The organism is Streptomyces venezuelae, from assembly GCF_008642335.1.
Taxonomy (GTDB): Bacteria; Actinomycetota; Actinomycetes; order Streptomycetales; family Streptomycetaceae; genus Streptomyces; species Streptomyces venezuelae_F.
Genome location: NZ_CP029191.1, coordinates 4,771,405 through 4,791,497, shown reverse-complemented (window position 1 = coordinate 4,791,497; position 20,093 = coordinate 4,771,405). Strand labels below are relative to the sequence as shown.

Here is a 20,093-nt window from a genome sequence, read left to right as displayed (position 1 = left end):
GTCAACGCCAGGCGGGGAGCACTAGTTCCCTTGTGCACGCATGAGCGATGTAGGCCGCGCGGGTGACGGCTCAGAACAGGCCGGTGTCCGAGAACCTCAGGATCAGCTGGGGCGCTCCGGAGAGGGCGACCCCGAGGACCGCCGTGAGCGCGATGGCCGCGGTGAGCGGGGCGGGGACGCGGTGTTCGACCGGCTCCCCCTTGGGGGCGCGGAACAGGAGCGCGGTCCATTGGAGGTAGTAGAAGAGGGCGATCACCACGTTCGCGGCCATCACGACGGCGAGCCAGCCCAGGCCTGCGTCGACGGCGGCCGAGAAGACCGTGACCTTCGCGAAGAGGCCGATGATGCCGGGCGGCAGGCCGGCCAGGCAGAGCAGGAAGAAGCCGAGGACGAGCGCGGCCAGGGGCTTGCGCGCGTACAGCCCGCGGTAGTCGCTGACGCGGTTCAGGTGCTGCGTGCGGCCGACGAGAGCGGCCACGGCGAAGGCGCCGAGGTTCACGGCCGCGTACATCAGGGCGTAGGCGACGGTGGAACCGATGGCCTTCTCGGCGTCGGCGGTGTCGTCGGCGTAACCGGCGGCGGCGATCGGCACCAGGAGGTAGCCGGCCTGGCCGACCGAGGACCAGGCGAGGAGGCGCACCGCGCTGTACGCGCGCGTGGCCTGCTGGCGCAGGGCCGCCACGTTGCCCGCGGTCATGGTGAGCGCGGCCAGGACGGCGAGCGCCGGGCCCCAGACGTCCGCGTACGACGGGAAGGCGACGACGGTGACGAGGATGAGGCCGGTGAAGCCGACGGCCTTTCCGACGACCGAGAGGTAGGCGGCGACGGGCAGCGGCGCGCCTACGTAGGTGTCGGGCACCCAGAAGTGGAAGGGCACAGCGGCCACCTTGAAGGCGAAGCCGACGAGGGTGAGGGCGACGCCCGTCTGCGCGAGGGTGTGCAGCTGGCCGTCGATGTTCTGCAGGTCCTGCAGCTCAGTGGCGATCTCCGTGAGGTGCAGGGTGCCGGTGGCCGCGTATACGAAGCTGACGCCCATGAGGCTCACCGCGGTCGCGGTGACCGAGGAGAGGAAGAACTTCAGGGCCGCTTCGGAGGAGCGCTTGTCGCCTCGCTTGAGGCCGACAAGGGCGAACGCCGGGAGGGAGGCCACTTCGAGAGCGACGACGAGCGTCGCGAGGTCCCGCGATGCGGGGAGCAGGGCGGCGCCCGCCGCGGACGACAGCAGCAGGAACCAGTACTCCCCTGCGGGCAGTTCGTCGCCGGAGTCCTTGAGGGTGCTCATCGAGAGCAGGGCGGCGAGCAGGGCGCCGACGAGCACGAGGAGCTGGATGACGAGGGTGAAGCGGTCGGCGGAGTAGCTGCACGCGTGCGTGCCGCCGCCGGTGAGGCAGAAGGTCGAACGGTCGTCGTTCAGGAGCGGCAGCAGGGCGAGCGCGGCGGCGGCCAGACCCGCCACGGAGATCCAGCCGAGGAGCGCCTTCTTGCCGTCCTTCAAGAAGAGATCGGCGACGAGCACGACGAGGCCGACGACAGCGGCGATGGTCGGCGGTGCGATCGCGAGCCAGTCGACGGACTGGACGAGGCTTGCGGCGCTTTCGGCGGCCACGGTCACGACTTGCCTCCAGTGAGGAGCTTCTGCACGGCCGGGTCGGTCAGGCCGAGGAGAGCCGCGGGCCAGAGTCCGGCGAGGACGGTGAGGGCGACGAGCGGGGTCCAGGCGGCGAGCTCGTAACCGCGGACGTCGGGGAGCTCGCGGGCGCGGACGCCGACGAGGGCCCTGGGCGCGGGTTCGCCGACGGGCTCGCCGTGCGCGGATGCCGCGGCGGACCCGCCGTGCAGGGGTTCGGCGGCGAGCTCCCCGTGCGGGGGCTCCTCGGTCGTGGGCCGCGGCGTCGGGCCCATGCAGACACGGCGTACGACGATGAGCATGTACGCGGCGGTGAGCAGGGTGCCGAAGGCGGCGATCGCCATGAAGGTGAGGAAGGCGGGCCGGCTCAGGTCCGCCGCGGGCTCGAAAGCACCGAACAGCGCGAGCATTTCGCCCCAGAACCCGGCGAGGCCCGGCAGGCCGAGCGAGGCGACGGCGCCGAAGGCGAGGAGTCCGCCGAGGCGTGGCGCCTTGCCGTAGAGCGCGGCGCCGGAGCCCTGCGCGAGGGTGTCGAGGTCGGTCGTGCCGGTACGGTCCTTCAGCGCGCCGACCAGGAAGAAGAGCAGGCCGGTGATGAGGCCGTGGGCGATGTTGGCGAACAGGGCGCCGTTCACGCCGGTGGGGCTCATCGTCGAGATGCCGAGCAGGACGAAGCCCATGTGGCCGACGGACGAGTACGCGATGAGGCGCTTGAGGTCGCCCTTCGCGCCCTGCTTGGCGAGCGCGAGGCAGGCCAGGGATCCGTAGATGATGCCGACGACCGCGAAGGCCGCGAGGTACGGGGCGAACTCCCGCATTCCGTCCGGCGCGACGGGCAGGATGATCCGGACGAACCCGTACGTACCCATCTTCAGCATGACACCGGCCAGCAGCACCGATCCGACGGTGGGCGCGGCGGTGTGGGCGTCGGGCAGCCAGCTGTGCAGCGGCCACATCGGCGTCTTGACCGCGAGCCCGATCCCGATCGCCAGAACCGCGATGACCTGCACGGATGTGGTCAGGCCCCGGCCGTTGTCAGTGGCGAGTGCCACCATGTCGAATGTGCCGGACTTGAGCCCGATGAGGAGCAGGCCCAGCAGCATGACGACGGAGCCGAGCAGCGTGTAGAGGATGAACTTCCAGGCGGCCTGGACCCGTTGCTCACCGCCCCAGCGGGCGATGAGGAAGTACATCGGGATGAGCACCATCTCGAACGCCAGGAAGAACAGCAGCAGATCGAGGACGGCGAAGGTCGCGAGGGTGCCGGACTCGAGCATGAGGATCAGTGCGACGAAGGCCTTGGGGGAAGGCCCGGCCGGCATTTTGAAGTAGGAGTACAGCGCGCAGAGGAACGTCAGCAGCGCGGTCAGGACCAGAAGGGGGAGCGAGATGCCGTCGATGCCGAGATGGATGCGCACGTCGAGTGCGGGGATCCAGCTGATATCGGTCGTGGCCTGCATCTTTGACGGCTGGTCGTGGTCGAAGCCGAGCGCGAGGACGATCGCGGCGAGCAGGATCACGCCGGTCACGGTGACGCCGTGGCGCAGCACGGCCTGGTCGGGCGACTTTCCCTTCAGCCCGGGCGGGGCGGGCAGCAGAGCGGCCACGGCGCCGATGAGCGGACCGACGACGATCAACGCCAGAAGAAACTGCATCACGGACTCACTGATACCGATCACGGCTGCTCACGCTCCGGCGGTGGCGACGAGGACGGCGGCGACGGCCAGGACGACCGTGCCTGCGAGCAGCGCGCTCAGGTAGGTCTGCACGTTGCCGGTCTGCACGCGGCGGACGGCCGCGCCGAGCCAGCGGGGTGCGGCGCCCGCGCCGCGCACGTACGTCTCGACGACCTCGCGGTCCAGGAAGCGGACCAGGCTGGCCGCGGCGCGGACGGGGCGTACGAACAGCACGGTGTAGACGGCGTCGAGGTGGAAGCCGGCGGCCGCGTGCCGGTGCAGCGGGCCGAGCAGCAGACGGCCGGGGTCGGCCGGGTCCGGTGCCGAGGCGATGTCTCCGTACGCGGGCGTGTGGGTGGCGATGGCCTCCGCCTCGACCTGGGCGCCGTCGCCGTCCGGGGTCGCGGCGACCGCGCCCATCGGGACGCGGGCGGCGAGTGCCGTGGTGTGCCGCCACGCGCCGTAGGTGACCAGGCCGCCGACGAGCGCGACGCCCGTGCCGAGCACGGAGGTGGTGAGCGTCGGGGCGAGCGAGTGACCGTCGAACCAGTCCGGCAGGGCTCCGACGGCGAGACCGAAGGCGAGGGAGGGCACGGCGAGCACCCAGAGCACGGCGGTCATGGCGACGGGCTGGCGCCCGTGGTCGGGGGCCTGCGCTCCCCGGCCGTGGAAGGCGAGGAGCCACAGACGCGTCGCGTAGGCGGCGGTGAGGAGGGCGGTGAGCAGACCGGCGACGAGGACGATCCAGCCCGCCGCGGTGGGCACGGACTCGGCGTGGCCGGTGGCCGTGTGCTCGGCGGCGCCGAGCACGGCCTCCTTGGAGAAGAAGCCGCTGAACGGCGGGATCGCGGCGAGCGCGAGGAGCGCCACGGTCATCGTCCAGTACGCGTCGGGGATGCGGTCGCGCAGGCCGCTCATGCGCGACATGGCGGCCAGCGAGTTGGTGCCGGCGGCGTAGATGATCACGCCGGCCGCGAGGAACAGGAGCGCCTTGAAGGCGCCGTGCGACAGGAGGTGGAAGACGGCGGCACCGCGGTCGCCGACGGCGAGGGCACCGGTCATGTAGCCGAGCTGACCGATCGTCGAGTACGCGAGGACGCGCTTGATGTCGTCCTGGGCGAGCGCGGCGAGGGCCGACCCGGCCATGGTGACGGCGGCCATGACGGCGAGGACGACCAGGGCCGCGCCGGAGAGGGCGAAGACGGGGAGGAGCCGGGCCACGAAGTAGACACCGGCGGCGACCATCGTCGCGGCGTGGATCAGCGCGGAGACGGGCGTGGGGCCCGCCATCGCGTCGGGCAGCCAGGTGTGGAGCGGGAACTGCGCGGACTTGCCGGCGACGCCCGCGAGCAGCAGCAGGGCGATCAGCGTCGGGTGGTCCAGGCCGTTGTCCGCGACCGTCGACAGGATCGTCGTGATGCGGAAGGAGCCCGTGTCGGCGGCGAGAGCGAACAGGCCGATCAGGAAGGGGACGTCGCCGAGCTTGGTGACGAGGAAGGCCTTGAGGGAGGCGGCGCGCGCCTCGGGGGTCTCCCAGTAGTGGCCGACCAGGAAGTACGAGCAGATGCCCATGACCTCCCAGCCGACCAGGAGCACCATCAGGTCGCCGGAGTAGACGACGAGCAGCATCGCGGAGGTGAAGAGGGAGACGAGTGCGGCGTACGAGGGGTAGCGCGGGTCCTCGCGAAGGTAGCCCGTCGAGTAGATCTGCACGCACGACGCGACGACGCCGACCAGGACGGCGACGAGGGCGGCGAAGCCGTCGACGTGCAGGGCGAGGTCGATGGGGACCGAGCCGGTCGGGGTGAGCTCGGTGGCGGCGTCGACCGGAGCCGTTCCGCCGCCGGCGCCGCCCCCCTGACGGACCGCCACGAGCACGGCGAGCAGGAGCGCCGTCAGCGTGGGCAGCACCGCGAGGGGGCGTACGAGACCGGGGACGCGCCGGCCGAGGAGCAGGCCCGCGGCCGCGCCCAGGAACGGAAGGAGGGGGACGAGGACGGCGAGGGTGGTCGTGGTCACGCGGTGGCCTCAGCCTTCTGCGCCGGTGCGGCCTCTGCGTCGGTGTCGCCCGGGCCGTCGTCGCCGTCACCGTCGCCGGGGTCGTCGTCCGGGTGCTCGGCGGTGTCGCGGAGGTCGTCGACGGCGGAGCTGCCGCGGTTGCGGTAGACCGCCAGGACGATCGCGAGGCCGATGCCGATCTCGGCGGCGGCGATGGCGATGGTGAAGAGGGTCAGGGCCTGGCCGGCGTGGAGGGAGTCGCGGAGCCAGACGTCGAAGGCGACGAGGTTGAGGTTGACGGCGTTGAGCATCAGCTCGACGGACATCAGGACCAGGATCGCGTTGCGCCGGGCGAGTACGCCGTACAGGCCGACGCAGAAGAGGAGGACGGCAAGGACCGCGGGGTAGGCGAGGTGGAGGTGCATCAGTTGTTCTCCTCCTGGTCCTGGGCGGTGTTCTTGCGGGACAGGACGATCGCGCCGACGAGGGCGGCGAGGAGGAGGACCGAGAGGGCCTCGAAGGGCAGCACCCAGTGCCGGAAGAGGATCGAGCCGGTCACGTCGGTGGAGCCATGGGCGGCGCCGTCCAGGTCGATCACCGTGGTGCGGAACGCGTCCACGACGACCCAGACCAGGGCGGCCGCGGCGACGAGGGCCACCGCGAGCGCGACCGGGCGGTTGCCCGAATCGGCCTCCGGGGAACGGCCGATGGGCGCCCGGGTGAGCATCAGTCCGAAGAGGAGGAGGACGACGACGGATCCGACGTAGATGAGGACCTGGACCCAGGCGATGAACTCGGCGGTCAGGAGGAGGTACTCGACGGCGAGCCCGCCGAGCGCGACCACCAGCCACAGCGCGGCGTGCACCAGCTGCCGGGTCGTGACCGTGATGACGGCCGCGCCGAGGGTGACGAGACCGACCAGCAGGAAGGCGATCTCGACGCCCGTCGGGGACAGGAAGCCCTGTGTTTCGGCGGCGATTGTCTCGGTGGCGATGGTCACGACTCCTCGCCCTTCGCCTCGGCCGCGGCGAGTTCCTCGGCTGCGGCCAGTTCCTGGGCAGCGGCCAGTTTCTCGGCCGTCTTGCGCGCGGCGGCGAGTTCCTTCGGTTCTTCGGCGGCGGGGTCCAGGGCGGGCGGGGCCGGGACGGTCCACATCCACTCGCGGAGCTTGTCGCGCTCGTGGGTGAGCTCGTGGATGTCGGTCTCGGCGTACTCGAACTCGGGCGACCAGAAGAGGGCGTCGAAGGGGCAGACCTCGATGCAGATGCCGCAGTACATGCAGAGGGCGAAGTCGATGGCGAAGCGGTCGAGGACGTTACGGCTGCGCTCGCGTCCGCCGGGGGCGGCGGGCGGGACCGTCTCCTTGTGGGAGTCGATGTAGATGCACCAGTCGGGGCATTCACGGGCGCAGAGCATGCAGACCGTGCAGTTCTCCTCGAAGAGGCCGATGACGCCGCGGGTGCGGGGCGGCAGTTCGGGCTGGTGCTCGGGGTACTGCTCGGTGACGGTCTTCTTCGTCATCGTGCGCAGGGTGACGGCGAGGCCCTTGGCGAGGCCCGAGCCTGGGATCGGGGGCATCAGTTGATCGCCACCTTCACGATTCCGGTGAGCGCGATCTGCGCGAGGGCGAGCGGGACGAGGAGGGTCCAGGAGAGCTTCTGGAGCTGGTCCTCGCGGAGACGGGGGTAGGACACGCGGAGCCAGATCACGACGAAGGCGAGGACGGCCGTCTTCAGCAGGGTCCAGACCCAGCCGAGGCCGTCGGCGCCCCACGGGCCGTGCCAGCCGCCCAGGAAGAGGACGGTGGTGAGGCCGCACAGGACGACGATTCCGGCGTACTCGGCGAGGAGGAAGAGGGCGAAGCGCAGGCCCGTGTACTCGGTGTAGGCGCCGAAGATGATCTCGGAGTCGGCGACCGGCATGTCGAAGGGCGGGCGCTGGAGTTCGGCGAGGCCCGCGACGAAGAACACGAGCGCGCCGACGATCTGCCAGGGCAGCCACCACCACTCGAAGGCGTCGACGATGCCGGGCAGCGAGACCGTGCCCGAGGCCATCGCGACGGACGCGGCGGCGAGCAGCATCGGGAGCTCGTACGCGAGGAGCTGCGCGGCGGTGCGGAGGCCGCCGAGGAGGGAGAACTTGTTGGCGCTGGCCCAGCCGGCCATGAGCGAGCCGAGTACGCCGACGCCCATCACCGCGAGCACGAAGAAGATGCCCGCGTCGACGACCTCGCCGACCGCGCCCTCGTCGGGGCCGATCGGGATGGCGATCAGGACGAGGAGGTAGGGCAGCAGGGCGATCGCGGGCGCCAGCTGGAAGACACGGCGGTCGGCCTCGGCCGGGACGACGTCTTCCTTCTGGGCGAACTTGACGCCGTCGGCCACGAGTTGCGCCCAGCCGTGGAAGCCGCCCGCGTGCATCGGGCCGAGGCGGCCCTGCATGTGGGCCATGACCTTGTGCTCGGTCTGGCCGATGACGAGGGGGAGGACCAGGAACACGGCGAAGACGATGACGAGGCGCAGGGCGACGTCGAGGGCGTCGTTCACTCGGTGCCTCCGGTGGTGCCGGTGTCTCCGGTGTCTCCGGTCTCTCCGGCTTCCCTGGTGTCTCCGGCTTCCCCGGTTCGGGGGGTCTCTGACTGCGGCTTGCGCTTCGGCTGTTCCGGGTCCTCGAACGCCGGACGGGCGTGGTGCCACGGGGCGTCGGACTTCGGCTCGGGGGCGGCCGTCGGTTCTGGGGCGGCCGGTTCCGGAGTTGTCGGTTCCGGGGTGGCCGCTCGTTGGGAGGCCGAGCCCTGGCTCGCGCTGCGGGTGCGGCGCGCGGGGCGGGCAGGGGCCTCCGGAGTCGGTCGCGTCGCCTCAGGGGTCTCTTGCGTCGCCTCGGGCTGCGCTTGCGCTTCGGGAACCGCCTGGCTCGCCGAGCCCTGGCTGACCGAGCCCTGGCTGACCGAGCCCTGGCTGACCGAGCGTGTCCTGCGGGGCGGGCGCTCACCCGCACCGGCACGAGGACCCGCACCCGCGCCCGCACGAGGACCGGCACCCGCGCCCGCACGAGGACCGGCCCCCGCACCCGCCGCGCGGCCCGCGCCACGGGCCGGGCGGGCCGGGGCCGCCGGGAGCTGGCCCTTGAGGGGGCCCCACTCGTTCGGGTCGGGGACGCCGGGCGGCAGCATCTGGCGGCGCTTCGGGCCGCCGTGCTCCGACTCGCCCGGCTCCTTGGCGCCCGGCCAGGCCTTCGCGACGCGGGCCGCGAGCACGAAGTCCTTGCGGAGGGGGTGGCCCTCGAAGCTCTCGGGCAGGAGCAGCGGGGTCAGTCCGGGGTGGCCCTCGAACGTCACGCCGAACATCTCGTGGGTCTCGCGCTCGTGCCAGGCGGCGCCCGCGTACACGTCGACCGCGGAGGCGAGCACCGGGGCGTCGTGGGCGACCGTCGTGCGGATGAGGAGGCGGCGTACGGGAGAGAGCGCGACCACGTGGGCGGCGACGCGGAAGCCCGTGCCGGGTTCGTCGACCGCGCTCAGCCAGTCGAAGTAGGTGCAGGCGAGCGTGGTGCGGGCGGTGTCGAGGGCCGTGACCCAGGAGGACGCGGGGACGTCGACCGTCAGGACGTCGTACGACTCCTCGGCCGTCGCCTCCGCGCCGAAGAGCTCCTCGACGGGGCTCGGCAGCCAGCCGGTCATGCCGTGCCCTCCCCCGGTGCGGGCGGCCGCACGAGGCCGCTCTGCAGGGCGGCCGCCGAGGGGCGGGCGCCGGAACCGTTGCCGTACCGCTCCCCCAGCGACTCGCGCGCGATCTTCTCCTGGAGCTTGAGGATGCCCTGGAGCAGCGCCTCGGGGCGGGGCGGGCACCCGGGGACGTACACGTCGACCGGGATGATCTGGTCGACGCCCTTGGTCACGGAGTACGAGTCCCAGTAGGGGCCGCCGCAGTTCGAGCAGGCGCCGAAGGAGATGACGTACTTCGGCTCGGGCATCTGCTCGTACAGGCGCTTCACCGCGGGCGCCATCTTGTCCGTGACCGTGCCGGACACGACCATCAGGTCGGCCTGGCGCGGCCCGGGTGCGAAGGGGATGACGCCGAGCCGGATGAAGTCGTGCCGCGCCATGGACGCGGCGATGAATTCGATGGCGCAGCAGGCGAGGCCGAAGTTGAAGACCCAGAGGGAGTAGCGGCGGCCCCAGTTGAGGACCACCTTCATGGGTTCGGGGGCGAGCCGGGCGAGCGCGCCCAGCCGCTTCGGCTCGGGAAGCAGCACGGGCTGCGCGGCGGGTTGCGCAGCGGGTGGCACAACAGGCTGCGGTGCGGGCTGCCCGTTGGTCTCCGGGGTCACGTCCACGTCAGGACGCCCTTCTTGTATGCGTACAGCAGGCCCACGGCGAGGAAGCCGAGGAAGACGAACATCTCCACGAGCGTCGTCGCGCCGTAGCCGGGCGCGGCGAAGATCGTCGCCCAGGGGAAGAGGAAGATCGAGTCGACGGCGAAGATCACGTAGAGGAACGCGTAGACGTAGTAGCGGACCTGGGTGTGGGCCCAGCCCTCGCCGACGGGGTCGACGCCGCACTCGTACGTCAGGAGCTTCTCCGGGGTCGGCACCACGGGCCGCAGCAGCCGCCCCGCGCCGAAGGCCACTGCGACGAACAGCACGCCGACGACGGCGAGCAGTCCGACGACGGAGTACGACTGGTAGTAGCTCGCCGCGACATTCGTCACGTGCACGTCAGCCCCTCACTCCCTGGACTCCTTGACCTTCCTGGCCCTTTTCGACGATCTGTACGCACGGGAGTCTAGGGCCTGCTAAAGGTTCGGTAAGCAGAGCGTCACGCATTCGGTAAGCGGGGCGTCACGCATCGATCGCCCTCGGGGTGGGGTTATCCCCCGGCCGTCCGGGCGGCCGCCCTCATGGCGCCGCGGCGGCGGGCCGGGCACCCTAGCGCGTATGACCGCACGCACCATGCCTCTGCACGACGACCGCCCGCCGCCCGCGCGCTTCGCGTACGACACGTACACCTGGAAGGAGATCGTCCACCTCCTGGTGAACCTGCCGATGGGGATCGTCGGGTTCGTCTACGCGGTGAGCGTGGTGTCCGTCGGCGTCGCCATGACGGTGACCGTGATCGGTCTGCCGCTGCTCGCGATGGGGCTGCTCGGCGCGCGCGTCCTCGGCAGGGTGGAGAGGGCGCGGGCCAGGAAACTGCTGGGCGTACAGGTGGACGAGCCGAGTCCGATGCCGGGGCGGCGGGGCCAGGGTTTCCTCGGGAGGCTGTGGTCGAACCTGAAGGACCCGGTGGGCTGGCGCACCATGCTGTACGGGTTCATCCGGCTGCCCTGGGGCGTGCTGACCTTCGCCGTCGTCTCCACCGGGCTTTTCGTGCTCTGGCCGGTGCTGCCGTTCATCGTGCGGGGGCTCACCAACGTGGACCGGGCGATGGTCCGCGGACTCCTCTCGCCCTCCGACGAGTTGGAGCGGCGGATCGCCGAACTGGAGTCCGACCGGGGCGTGGTCGTGGACACCGCGGCCGCCGACCTGCGCCGCATCGAACGCGATCTGCACGACGGCGCGCAGGCACGCCTCGTCGCCCTCGCCATGGGGCTCGGCCTCGCCAAGGAGAAGCTTCTGGAGGACCCCGACGCCGCGGCCTCCATGGTCGACGAGGCGCACGGCGAGGTGAAGCTGGCCCTCCAGGAGTTGCGCGACCTGGCCCGCGGCATCCACCCCGCCGTCCTCACCGACCGCGGCCTGAACGCCGCCCTCTCCTCGGTCGCCTCGCGCTGCACGGTCCCGGTGAAGGTGACCGCCGACCTTCCGGCGCGCCCGGCGGCGGCCATCGAGGGCATCGCGTACTTCACGGTCTCCGAGCTGCTGCAGAACATCAGCAAGCACAGCGGGGCGCGGAACGCGAGCGTCGACGTCTGGCGGGCGGACGAACGGCTGCTCATCCAGGTGTGGGACGACGGGCGCGGCGGGGCGCGGCTCGACGGCGGCACGGGCATGTCGGGGCTCGCCGACCGGCTCGGCGCGGTGGACGGGCTCTTCGTGATCGAGTCGCCCGAGGGCGGCCCCACGACGATCACGGCGGAGCTGCCGTGGCGCGACCGCTCGACGGACGCGGCGCCCGGCTCGCACAAGGTCCGGGGGTAGGGAAAACCCCCGGTCCAAGACGCCGACCGGCTGCATGGCCCGGGAACGCCGTGTCGACGAGTCTGTAGGCACGGCGGACAGACAGCCGCGACCCAGGGGTCCAGGGCCCGGATACACGCCCGAGCCCGGGAATACACAGACGCAGAAACGGACGGCAGCGATGGCCACGGATTACGGACAGGGGTACGCGCACATGGACCGGCCGGACTTCCGGGGAAGCGACGTCGAGGAGCGGCGACGACACCGGCTGCCCGCCGGACTGCGCGCCCCGGTCGAGGCCCGCACGTGGCGGGAGTTCGGCTACACCATGCTGAGCCTGCCGATCGGCATCACGTCCTTCGTCTTCGCCGTCACCATGCTCTCGCTCGGCGTGGGCCTGCTGATCACGTTCATCGGCATCCCGGTGCTCGCGGCCGGTCTCGCCGGCTGCCGCGGCATCGGCGCCCTGGAGCGGACGCGGGCGCGCGGCCTGCTCGGCCTTGAGGTCTCCGCGCCGGAGCCGCTGCGCCCCAAGGGCGGCGGTCCGATGGCGTTCATGGGCGCGGTCCTGAAGAGCGGCGCGTCCTGGCGGCACGTCCTGTACTCGCTGCTGATGCTGCCGTGGTCGATCTTCTCCTTCACGGTGGCGATCGTCTTCTGGGCGTACGGCTGGATGATGCTCACGTACCCGCTGTGGTTCTGGCTCTTCCCGATGTACGGAGGGCAGGACGGCATCCAGCTGTACGGCGGGGACGACGGGCACCGCATCTACCTCGACAACCCCTTCGAGATCGGCATCACGGCCGCGACGGGCCTCCTCGTCACGCTGGCCACGCCGTGGATCCTGCGGGCCCTGACGACCGTGGACCGCGTGATGGTGTACGGGCTGCTCGGCCCCTCGCGGCTCGCGACGCGCGTCGTCGAGCTGGAGTCGGACCGGGGCGTGGTCGTGGACACCGCGGCCGCCGACCTGCGCCGCATCGAGCGCGATCTGCACGACGGCGCGCAGGCCCGCCTCGTCGCCCTCGCCATGGACCTGGGCCTGGCCAAGGAGAAGTTGGCCGAGGACCCGGAGGCGGCGGCGCGCATGGTGGACGAGGCGCACGGCGAGGTGAAGGTGGCCCTCCAGGAGCTGCGCGACCTGGCCCGCGGCATCCACCCCGCAGTCCTCACCGACCGCGGTCTCGACGCCGCCCTCTCCGCGCTGGCGGCCCGGTGCACGGTGCCGGTCCAGGTGGACGTGGACCTGACGAGCCGGCCCGCGGCGGCCATCGAGGGCATCGCGTACTTCACGGTCTCCGAGCTGCTCCAGAACATCAGCAAGCACAGCAGGGCGCGGAACGCGAGCGTCGACGTCTGGCGGGCCGAGAACCGGCTGATGCTCCAGGTGACCGACAACGGGACGGGCGGCGCCGACGTGTCGGCGGGCTCCGGCCTCGCGGGACTCGCGGAGCGGCTCGACGCGGTCGACGGAATCCTGGTGGTCGACTCCCCGCAGGGCGGCCCGACGACGGTCACGGCGGAACTCCCGTGGCGCCAGGCGTGAGCAGGCCTCTGGCCTTGAGCGGAAAATGACCTCAGCGCCTGAGCGCAGCTGTGCCGCCCTCGCCCGCCCCTGAGCCGCACACCAGCCCCCCCCCCAGAGCCGGAGCCGCCCCCGCCCCGCACGTTCCGACACCCCCACGCCCCGGCACCCCCACGCCCCGGCACCCGCGAGCGCGCCGGAGGGGACGTGGGGGGATGTGCGCACGGAGCACCGAGCCACCCATGACGTGCAGAGACGCCCGACGCGGCGTAGGGATGGCGAGTACGCACATCCCCCCACGGCCCCGCACCACAGACGCCCCTTGGGCGCGCGATACTGGGGTGCCGAGTGTTCGGCGCCAAGCGTCGGCGCCGGGGGGCCAAACGTGCCGGGGGGCCGAAAAGTGGAGGACAAAGTGCGGGTGGTCATCGCCGAGGATTCAGTGCTGCTCAGGGAGGGCCTGACCCGGTTGCTGACCGACCGCGGGCACGACGTGGTCGCCGGCGTGGGAGACGCCGACGCCCTGATCAAGACGATCACCGATCTCGCCGCGCAGAACACACTGCCCGACGTGGTCGTCGCCGACGTGCGGATGCCGCCGACCCACACCGACGAGGGCGTGCGCGCCGCCGTGTACCTGCGTCACCAGCACCCCGGCCTCGGGGTCCTGGTCCTTTCGCAGTACGTCGAGGAGCAGTACGCCACCGAACTGCTCGCCGGTTCGAGCCGCGGCGTGGGCTATCTGCTCAAGGACCGCGTCGCCGAGGTGCGGGAGTTCGTCGACGCCGTGGTGCGCGTGGCGGACGGCGGCACGGCGCTCGACCCGGAGGTCGTCGCGCAGCTCCTCGGCCGCAGCCGAAAGCAAGATGTGCTCGCGGGGCTTACTCCACGCGAACGCGAGGTACTCGGCCTCATGGCCGAAGGAAGGACCAACTCGGCGATCGCCCGCCAGCTCGTCGTGAGCGACGGCGCCGTCGAGAAGCACGTGAGCAACATCTTCCTGAAGCTCGGACTTTCGCCGAGCGACGGGGATCACCGCCGTGTGCTTGCGGTCCTCACTTACCTCAACTCATAAATAACTGACACCCCGTCAGATGCATACATGGATGCACGCGTGGATGCACGCGTCAGATACACGCGGAAGCCAGCGGAATACGCCGGTCCGGGCCTGTGACCACAGCCCCGGTCGGGCGCCACTGGAGCGCCGATCGGGTGCCGTCGGACCCCCCGTCAGGGCCATAGGGGGGCGCCGCCGGACACGCCCGGGGCCTACAGCGCACCGTTCAGAGCACATGCGCGACCAGCAAAATCGGGACCGGTCAGGTCGGAAGACAGCAGCGGAATCAGGAGCGGGATCAGGGAAAGCCACGGAGAGTGACTGATCGTCGCAGGCGGCGGGAGACGGCCGGAAGCAGGCCCCAGGGACGCAAGTCCTAGAACCAAAGGATGAGCGGGGAGCGTCATCCATGAAGGACCGGGGGGCGAGGCAAACCATGGCAAAGCAGTGCAACACGGTGTCTCAGAAGTTCATCCACCATGCGAACAACCCCAGGAAGGCGACCCTTACAGACGTAGGGTGGACCTTGGGAGCGCCGGTCGTCCCGGCGATCCGCTCAGTCGCCTCGAGGGAGGTCCAGTTCAGTGACCAGCCAGGTCAGTAGCCAAGCCGAGCAGGCCGACGGGGCTGTCGTCGGAGAGCAACGCAAGCCCGCAGGTGACAAGGACGTGCGGCGTCTGGACCGAGTGATCATCCGCTTCGCGGGGGACTCCGGTGACGGTATGCAGCTCACGGGTGACCGGTTCACCTCGGAGACGGCGTCCTTCGGCAACGACCTGTCGACGCTGCCGAACTTCCCCGCCGAGATCCGTGCGCCCGCAGGGACGCTGCCGGGCGTGTCGTCCTTCCAGCTGCACTTCGCCGACCACGACATCCTGACGCCGGGCGACGCCCCGAACGTACTGGTGGCGATGAATCCGGCAGCGCTGAAGGCGAACATCGGTGACGTGCCGCGCGGCGCCGAGGTCATCGTGAACACCGACGAGTTCTCCAAGCGCGCCATGCAGAAGGTCGGTTACGCGACCTCCCCGCTGGAGGACGGCTCCCTGGACGGCTACAGCGTGCACCCCGTGCCGCTGACCACGCTGACCGTGGAGGCCCTCAAGGAGTTCGACCTCTCCCGCAAGGACGCCGGGCGCTCGAAGAACATGTTCGCGCTCGGCCTCCTTTCGTGGATGTACCACCGGCCGACCGAGGGAACCGAGAAGTTCCTTCGAGCCAAGTTCGCCAAGCGCCCGGAGATCGCCGAGGCGAACATCGCGGCGTTCCACGCGGGGTGGAACTTCGGCGAGACGACCGAGGACTTCGCGGTCTCCTACGAAGTCGCCCCGGCCGCACAGGCGTTCGCGACCGGCACCTACCGCAACATCTCCGGCAACCTGGCCCTGTCGTACGGTCTGATCGCGGCGGGCCGGCAGGCGGATCTGCCGCTCTACCTGGGCAGTTACCCGATCACCCCGGCCTCGGACATCCTGCACGAGCTGTCCAAGCACAAGAACTTCGGTGTGCGGACCTTCCAGGCCGAGGACGAGATCGCGGGCATCGGCGCGGCGCTGGGCGCGGCGTTCGGCGGGTCGCTTGCGGTGACGACGACGTCGGGTCCCGGCGTGGCGCTCAAGTCGGAGACCATCGGCCTGGCCGTCAGTCTCGAACTGCCGCTGCTGATCGTCGACATCCAGCGCGGCGGGCCGAGCACGGGACTGCCGACGAAGACCGAGCAGGCCGACCTGCTCCAGGCGATGTACGGGCGCAACGGCGAGGCGCCGGTGCCGATCGTGGCGCCGAAGACCCCGGCGGACTGTTTCGACGCGGCGCTGGAGGCGGCCCGGATCGCGGTGACGTACCGGACGCCGGTGTTCCTTCTTTCCGACGGCTACCTCGCCAACGGCTCGGAGCCCTGGCGCATCCCCGAGGTCGACGAACTGCCCGACCTGCGCGTCCAGTTCGCCTCCGGGACCAACCACACCGAGGCCGACGGCACCGAGGTCTTCTGGCCGTACAAGCGCGATCCGCAGACCCTGGCCCGCCCGTGGGCGATCCCGGGCACGCCGGGCCTTGAGCACCGGATCGGCGGCATCGAGAAGCAGGACGGCACGGGCAACATCTCGTACGACCCGGCCAACCACGACTTCATGGTCCGCACCCGGCAGGCCAAGGTCGACGGGATCGTCGTGCCCGACGTGGAGGTCGACGACGCGGGCGGGGACGCCGACACGCTGGTCCTCGGCTGGGGTTCGACGTACGGGCCGATCACCGCGGCCGTCCGGCGGCTGCGCGCCGCGGGTGAGTCCGTCGCGCAGGCCCATCTGCGCCACCTCAACCCGTTCCCGCGGAATCTGGGCGACGTCCTCGCGCGTTACGACAAGGTGGTGATCCCCGAGATGAACCTCGGTCAGCTCGCCACGCTGATCCGGGCGCGGTATCTGGTGGACGCAGTCTCGTACAACCAGGTCAACGGAATGCCGTTCAAGGCCGAGCAGCTCGCCACGGCTCTCAAGGAGGCCATCGATGGCTGACACGAAAACGGCCGGGCCGGAGGGGACCGGGAGCACGATCGAAGCGCTTTCCCTGGTGCCCAAGGCCGAGGCCCAGCAGTCCATGAAGGACTTCAAGTCCGACCAGGAGGTGCGCTGGTGCCCCGGCTGCGGTGACTACGCCGTGCTGGCCGCGGTGCAGAGCTTCATGCCGCAGCTGGGTCTGGCGAAGGAGAACATCGTCTTCGTCTCGGGCATCGGCTGCTCCTCCCGCTTCCCGTACTACATGAACACGTACGGGATGCACTCCATCCACGGCCGTGCCCCGGCCATCGCGACCGGCCTCGCGTCCTCGCGGCGGGATCTGAGCGTGTGGGTGGTCACCGGTGACGGCGACGCGCTGTCCATCGGCGGCAACCACCTGATCCACGCCCTGCGCCGCAACGTGAACCTGAAGATCCTGCTCTTCAACAACCGGATCTACGGCCTCACCAAGGGCCAGTACAGCCCCACGTCGGAAGTCGGCAAGATCACGAAGTCGACGCCGATGGGCTCCCTGGACGCGCCTTTCAACCCGGTCTCGCTGGCCATCGGCGCCGAGGCGTCGTTCGTGGCGCGCACGGTGGACTCCGACCGCAAGCACCTCACCGAGGTGCTGCGCGAGGCCGCCGAGCACCCCGGCACCGCCCTCGTGGAGATCTACCAGAACTGCAACATCTTCAACGACGGCGCCTTCGAGGTCCTCAAGGACAAGCAGCAGGCGGAGGAGGCGGTGATCCGCCTCGAGCACGGGCAGCCGATCCGCTTCGGCACCGAAGGCTCGAAGGGCGTCGTACGCGACGCGGTGACCGGCGACCTCAAGGTCGTCGCCGTCACGCCGGAGAACGAGGGCGACATCCTGGTCCACGACGCGCACTCCACGTCGCCGACCACGGCCTTCGCGCTCTCCCGGCTCGCCGACCCGGACACGCTGCACCACACGCCGATCGGCGTCTTCCGCAACGTCGAGCGCCCGGTCTACGACACGCTCATGGCCGACCAGCTCGACACCGCCATCGAGCAGAACGGCAAGGGCGACCTGGCCGCCCTGCTCGCCGGCGGCGACACATGGACGGTCGTCGGCTAGTCCCACCTTCTCCGGTACGAGGCCCGGTCCTGACCCTTCAGGACCGAGCTTCGTCGTATGCCCGCCGCGCCTCCTGAACGTCGTCCATGCGCCGCTCCGTCCAGGCCGAGAGAGCCCTGACCTGCGCCGACGCCTCACGTCCGAGCTCCGTGAGGGAGTAGTCGACGCGGGGCGGGATGACCGGCTTGGCATCGCGGTGCACGAGACCGTCGCGCTCCAGGGTCTGCAGGGTCTGCGCCAGCATCTTCTCGCTGACGCGACCGACGTGCCGCCGCAGCTCGCTGAACCGGTACGAGCGCTCCTCCAGGGCTATCAGGACAAGGACGCCCCACCTGCTCGTCACATGCTCCAGGACGAGCCGATGAGGACACATCTCCTCACCCGCGACGTTCCAAGTACTTACATCCATGCCAGTACCTTACTTTGAAGTGGGTACTTTCGGAAAGTTAGCGCCCCTCTTAGAGTGAGTGGCAGATCGAGCGAACCGCCACTCACCAGGAGATTCCAGACATGAGCATCGTCGTCACCGGAGCCACCGGACACCTCGGCCGTCTCGTCGTCGAGCAGCTGCTCGCCGCCCAGGTCCCCGCCGGGGACATCGCGGCCGTCGTCCGCGACAAGGCCAAGGCCGCCGACCTCGCCGAGCGCGGCATCGAACTGCGGATCGCCGACTACAACGCCCCCGAGACCCTCGCCGGCGCCTTCGCCGCCGGCGACCGGGTCCTGATGATCTCCGGCAGCGAGATCGGGCAGCGTGTGCCCCAGCACCGCGCGGTCGTCGACGCCGCGAGCACGGCGAACGTCGCGCTCCTCGCCTACACGAGCATCCTCGGCGGCCCCGACGCCGACTTCGAGCTGGCGGCCGAACACCAGGTCACCGAGCAGCTCATCCTCGACTCCGGCCTGCCCTACACCTTCCTGCGCAACGGCTGGTACCACGAGAACTACACCGAGCACCTCGCCCCGGTCCTGGAGCACGGCGCCGTCGTCGCCTCCGCGGGCGAGGGCCGGGTCGCCTCCGCCTCCCGCGCCGACTACGCCGCGGCCGCCGTCGCCGTCCTGACCGGCGAGGGCCACGAGGGCCAGGTGTACGAGCTGAGCGGCGACGTCGCGTGGAGCTTCGCCGAGTACGCCGCGGAGATCGCCGCCCGGACCGGCAAGGACATCTCGTACGCGAACGTCCCCGCCGAGCAGCACCTCGCCGTGCTGACCGGTGCCGGGCTGCCGGAGCCGTTGGCCGCGGTCCTCGTCGACGTGGACGCGGCGATCGCGCGCGGCCGTCTCGCCGGAACGACCGGGGAGCTGGCACGGCTGATCGGCCGTCCCACGACACCGATCTCCGAGGCCGTCGCGGCGGCGCTCGAAGGCCTGAACCGCTAGTCATGACTGTCTCCCGTTTACGGGCATGACAGGTGGGGGCTCGCGGCGCTACCTTCAGTGCGGCAGCAGTGGGACTGCCGTGCAGCGAGGAGGAGCCGTGGACAGCGGAGCAGCCGGGAAGTCGGTAAAGAGCGAGCAGCGCGCCGGGCTGCTGAACGGCTTCGCCGCCTATGGAATGTGGGGCCTCGTCCCTCTCTTCTGGCCGCTCCTCAAACCGGCCGGCGCCGTCGAGATCCTCGCCCACCGGATGGCCTGGTCCCTCGTGGTGGTCGGCACCGCGCTGCTCGTCATCCGCCGCTGGGACTGGGCGCGCGAGCTGCTCCGCCAGCCGCGCAGGCTGGGACTGGTGACGATCGCCGCGGCGGTCATCACCGTCAACTGGGGCGTCTACATCTGGTCCGTGAACTCCGGCCACGTCGTCGAAGCCTCCCTCGGCTACTTCATCAACCCGCTGGTCACCATCGCCATGGGCGTCCTGCTCCTCGGCGAGCGGCTGCGCCCGGTGCAGTGGGCGGCGGTCGGCGTCGGCTTCGCCGCGGTGCTCGTCCTCGCGTTCGGCTACGGCAGGCCGCCGTGGATCTCCCTCTGTCTCGCCTTCACCTTCGCGACCTACGGCCTGGTGAAGAAGAAGGTCAACCTCGGCGGCCTGGAGTCCCTCGCCGCCGAGACCGCCGTCCAGTTCCTGCCGGCCGTCGGCTACCTGGTGTGGCTCGCCACGCAGGGCGACATCGTCTTCGGCACGGAGGGTGCGGGGCACGCGGCGCTGCTCGCGGCGACCGGCGTGGTCACCGCCGCGCCCCTGGTCTGCTTCGGAGCGGCGGCGATCCGTGTACCGCTCTCCACGCTGGGCCTCCTCCAATATCTCGCTCCTGTCTTCCAGTTCCTTCTCGGCATCCTGTACTTCCACGAGGCCATGCCCCCCGAGCGCTGGGCGGGCTTCGCTCTGGTCTGGCTCGCCCTCTCCCTCCTGACCTGGGACGCCCTCCGCACAGCTCGCCGCAACGCGTCACGCCTCGCGGCGGCGCGGGTGGCCGCGACGGCGACGGCCGCGGCCACGGCCACGCCGGTTGAGGCGGGAGGAACCTCCGAGCGGGGGGCGGCGGTTTGAGGTTT

Annotated in this window: 18 protein-coding genes; 7 read left to right on the top strand and 11 right to left on the bottom strand. The window is 70.9% G+C overall.

Features of this window, described 5'->3' with window-relative positions:
- Window positions 1-70 precede the first annotated feature (70 nt).
- The 10 genes from DEJ49_RS21735 to DEJ49_RS21690 are packed head-to-tail and all read right to left on the bottom strand — an operon-like array spanning window position 71 to window position 10,016.
- Window positions 71-1,612, bottom strand: a complete 1,542-nt coding sequence (locus tag DEJ49_RS21735) for an NADH-quinone oxidoreductase subunit N (RefSeq protein ID WP_150185716.1) — start codon at window positions 1,610-1,612, stop codon at window positions 71-73.
- On the bottom strand, window positions 1,609-3,306 hold the full coding sequence (locus DEJ49_RS21730; protein WP_150185715.1) for an NADH-quinone oxidoreductase subunit M: 1,698 nt from the start codon (window positions 3,304-3,306) through the stop codon (window positions 1,609-1,611). The genes DEJ49_RS21735 and DEJ49_RS21730 overlap by 4 nt, the downstream gene beginning before the upstream one ends.
- Before the next feature lie 6 nt (window positions 3,307-3,312).
- A complete protein-coding gene (locus DEJ49_RS21725; RefSeq protein ID WP_150185714.1) occupies window positions 3,313-5,322 on the bottom strand; it encodes an NADH-quinone oxidoreductase subunit L in 2,010 nt (669 codons plus the stop codon).
- Entirely contained in the window at window positions 5,319-5,726 is a 408-nt protein-coding gene (gene nuoK, locus DEJ49_RS21720; protein ID WP_150185713.1) for an NADH-quinone oxidoreductase subunit NuoK, read from the bottom strand. The genes DEJ49_RS21725 and nuoK overlap by 4 nt, the downstream gene beginning before the upstream one ends.
- Window positions 5,726-6,301 carry an NADH-quinone oxidoreductase subunit J gene (locus DEJ49_RS21715; protein ID WP_190329403.1) on the bottom strand — a complete coding sequence of 192 codons (576 nt, stop codon included), beginning with the start codon at window positions 6,299-6,301 and terminating at the stop codon, window positions 5,726-5,728. The genes nuoK and DEJ49_RS21715 overlap by 1 nt, the downstream gene beginning before the upstream one ends.
- Window positions 6,298-6,879 carry a NuoI/complex I 23 kDa subunit family protein gene (locus DEJ49_RS21710; protein ID WP_150188377.1) on the bottom strand — a complete coding sequence of 194 codons (582 nt, stop codon included), beginning with the start codon at window positions 6,877-6,879 and terminating at the stop codon, window positions 6,298-6,300. The genes DEJ49_RS21715 and DEJ49_RS21710 overlap by 4 nt, the downstream gene beginning before the upstream one ends.
- Window positions 6,879-7,847, bottom strand: a complete 969-nt coding sequence (locus DEJ49_RS21705) for a complex I subunit 1/NuoH family protein (RefSeq protein ID WP_150185712.1) — start codon at window positions 7,845-7,847, stop codon at window positions 6,879-6,881. The genes DEJ49_RS21710 and DEJ49_RS21705 overlap by 1 nt, the downstream gene beginning before the upstream one ends.
- Window positions 7,844-8,980, bottom strand: coding sequence for an NADH-quinone oxidoreductase subunit C (locus DEJ49_RS21700; RefSeq protein ID WP_190329402.1), 1,137 nt, complete (start codon window positions 8,978-8,980; stop codon window positions 7,844-7,846). The genes DEJ49_RS21705 and DEJ49_RS21700 overlap by 4 nt, the downstream gene beginning before the upstream one ends.
- On the bottom strand, window positions 8,977-9,636 hold the full coding sequence (locus DEJ49_RS21695; protein WP_411757183.1) for an NADH-quinone oxidoreductase subunit B: 660 nt from the start codon (window positions 9,634-9,636) through the stop codon (window positions 8,977-8,979). The genes DEJ49_RS21700 and DEJ49_RS21695 overlap by 4 nt, the downstream gene beginning before the upstream one ends.
- Window positions 9,627-10,016, bottom strand: coding sequence for an NADH-quinone oxidoreductase subunit A (locus tag DEJ49_RS21690; protein ID WP_150185711.1), 390 nt, complete (start codon window positions 10,014-10,016; stop codon window positions 9,627-9,629). The genes DEJ49_RS21695 and DEJ49_RS21690 overlap by 10 nt, the downstream gene beginning before the upstream one ends.
- 220 nt (window positions 10,017-10,236) lie before the next feature.
- Here DEJ49_RS21690 and DEJ49_RS21685 point away from each other — a divergent pair, with 220 nt between their 5' ends.
- The 5 genes from DEJ49_RS21685 to DEJ49_RS21665 all read left to right on the top strand — a co-directional run bounded on the left by DEJ49_RS21685 (window position 10,237) and on the right by DEJ49_RS21665 (window position 17,600).
- Entirely contained in the window at window positions 10,237-11,439 is a 1,203-nt protein-coding gene (locus tag DEJ49_RS21685; protein WP_150185710.1) for a sensor histidine kinase, read from the top strand.
- A gap of 160 nt (window positions 11,440-11,599) precedes the next feature.
- Window positions 11,600-12,964: a sensor histidine kinase gene (locus DEJ49_RS21680; protein ID WP_150185709.1), complete on the top strand. Its 1,365-nt coding sequence runs from the start codon at window positions 11,600-11,602 to the stop codon at window positions 12,962-12,964.
- Window positions 12,965-13,358: 394 nt separating this feature from the next.
- The gene (locus DEJ49_RS21675; protein ID WP_317850484.1) at window positions 13,359-14,018 is read left to right on the top strand and encodes a response regulator transcription factor; all 660 of its coding nucleotides are present in this window, start codon (window positions 13,359-13,361) and stop codon (window positions 14,016-14,018) included.
- Window positions 14,019-14,584: 566 nt separating this feature from the next.
- Window positions 14,585-16,516 carry a 2-oxoacid:acceptor oxidoreductase subunit alpha gene (locus tag DEJ49_RS21670; RefSeq protein WP_150185707.1) on the top strand — a complete coding sequence of 644 codons (1,932 nt, stop codon included), beginning with the start codon at window positions 14,585-14,587 and terminating at the stop codon, window positions 16,514-16,516.
- Window positions 16,509-17,600, top strand: coding sequence for a 2-oxoacid:ferredoxin oxidoreductase subunit beta (locus tag DEJ49_RS21665; RefSeq protein ID WP_150185706.1), 1,092 nt, complete (start codon window positions 16,509-16,511; stop codon window positions 17,598-17,600). Before DEJ49_RS21670 ends, DEJ49_RS21665 begins: the two co-directional genes overlap by 8 nt.
- A gap of 37 nt (window positions 17,601-17,637) precedes the next feature.
- On the opposite strand, the gene DEJ49_RS21660 is transcribed toward DEJ49_RS21665, so the two are convergent.
- The gene (locus DEJ49_RS21660; protein WP_150185705.1) at window positions 17,638-18,009 is read right to left on the bottom strand and encodes a winged helix-turn-helix transcriptional regulator; all 372 of its coding nucleotides are present in this window, start codon (window positions 18,007-18,009) and stop codon (window positions 17,638-17,640) included.
- A 101-nt stretch (window positions 18,010-18,110) separates the two neighbouring features.
- Between DEJ49_RS21660 and DEJ49_RS21655 the strand changes: the two genes are divergently transcribed.
- Together DEJ49_RS21655 and rarD are read left to right on the top strand one after the other, a co-directional pair.
- A complete protein-coding gene (locus tag DEJ49_RS21655; RefSeq protein WP_150185704.1) occupies window positions 18,111-18,980 on the top strand; it encodes an SDR family oxidoreductase in 870 nt (289 codons plus the stop codon).
- Between the two features lie 175 nt (window positions 18,981-19,155).
- On the top strand, window positions 19,156-20,088 hold the full coding sequence (gene rarD, locus DEJ49_RS21650) for an EamA family transporter RarD (protein ID WP_411757243.1): 933 nt from the start codon (window positions 19,156-19,158) through the stop codon (window positions 20,086-20,088).
- The last annotated feature ends 5 nt before the right edge of the window (window positions 20,089-20,093 follow it).

What these genes read in the sequence shown, in the direction of transcription:
- nuoK (WP_150185713.1), bottom strand. Translation starts at nt 5,726, where the DNA reads ATGCACCTCCACCTCGCCTACCCCGCGGTCCTTGCCGTCCTCCTCTTC.
- DEJ49_RS21710 (WP_150188377.1), bottom strand. Translation starts at nt 6,879, where the DNA reads ATGCCCCCGATCCCAGGCTCGGGCCTCGCCAAGGGCCTCGCCGTCACC.
- DEJ49_RS21700 (WP_190329402.1), bottom strand. Translation starts at nt 8,980, where the DNA reads ATGACCGGCTGGCTGCCGAGCCCCGTCGAGGAGCTCTTCGGCGCGGAG.
- DEJ49_RS21685 (WP_150185710.1), top strand. Translation starts at nt 10,237, where the DNA reads ATGACCGCACGCACCATGCCTCTGCACGACGACCGCCCGCCGCCCGCG.
- DEJ49_RS21680 (WP_150185709.1), top strand. Translation starts at nt 11,600, where the DNA reads ATGGCCACGGATTACGGACAGGGGTACGCGCACATGGACCGGCCGGAC.
- DEJ49_RS21665 (WP_150185706.1), top strand. Translation starts at nt 16,509, where the DNA reads ATGGCTGACACGAAAACGGCCGGGCCGGAGGGGACCGGGAGCACGATC.
- DEJ49_RS21660 (WP_150185705.1), bottom strand. Translation starts at nt 18,009, where the DNA reads ATGGATGTAAGTACTTGGAACGTCGCGGGTGAGGAGATGTGTCCTCAT.
- DEJ49_RS21655 (WP_150185704.1), top strand. Translation starts at nt 18,111, where the DNA reads ATGAGCATCGTCGTCACCGGAGCCACCGGACACCTCGGCCGTCTCGTC.
- rarD (WP_411757243.1), top strand. Translation starts at nt 19,156, where the DNA reads ATGTGGGGCCTCGTCCCTCTCTTCTGGCCGCTCCTCAAACCGGCCGGC.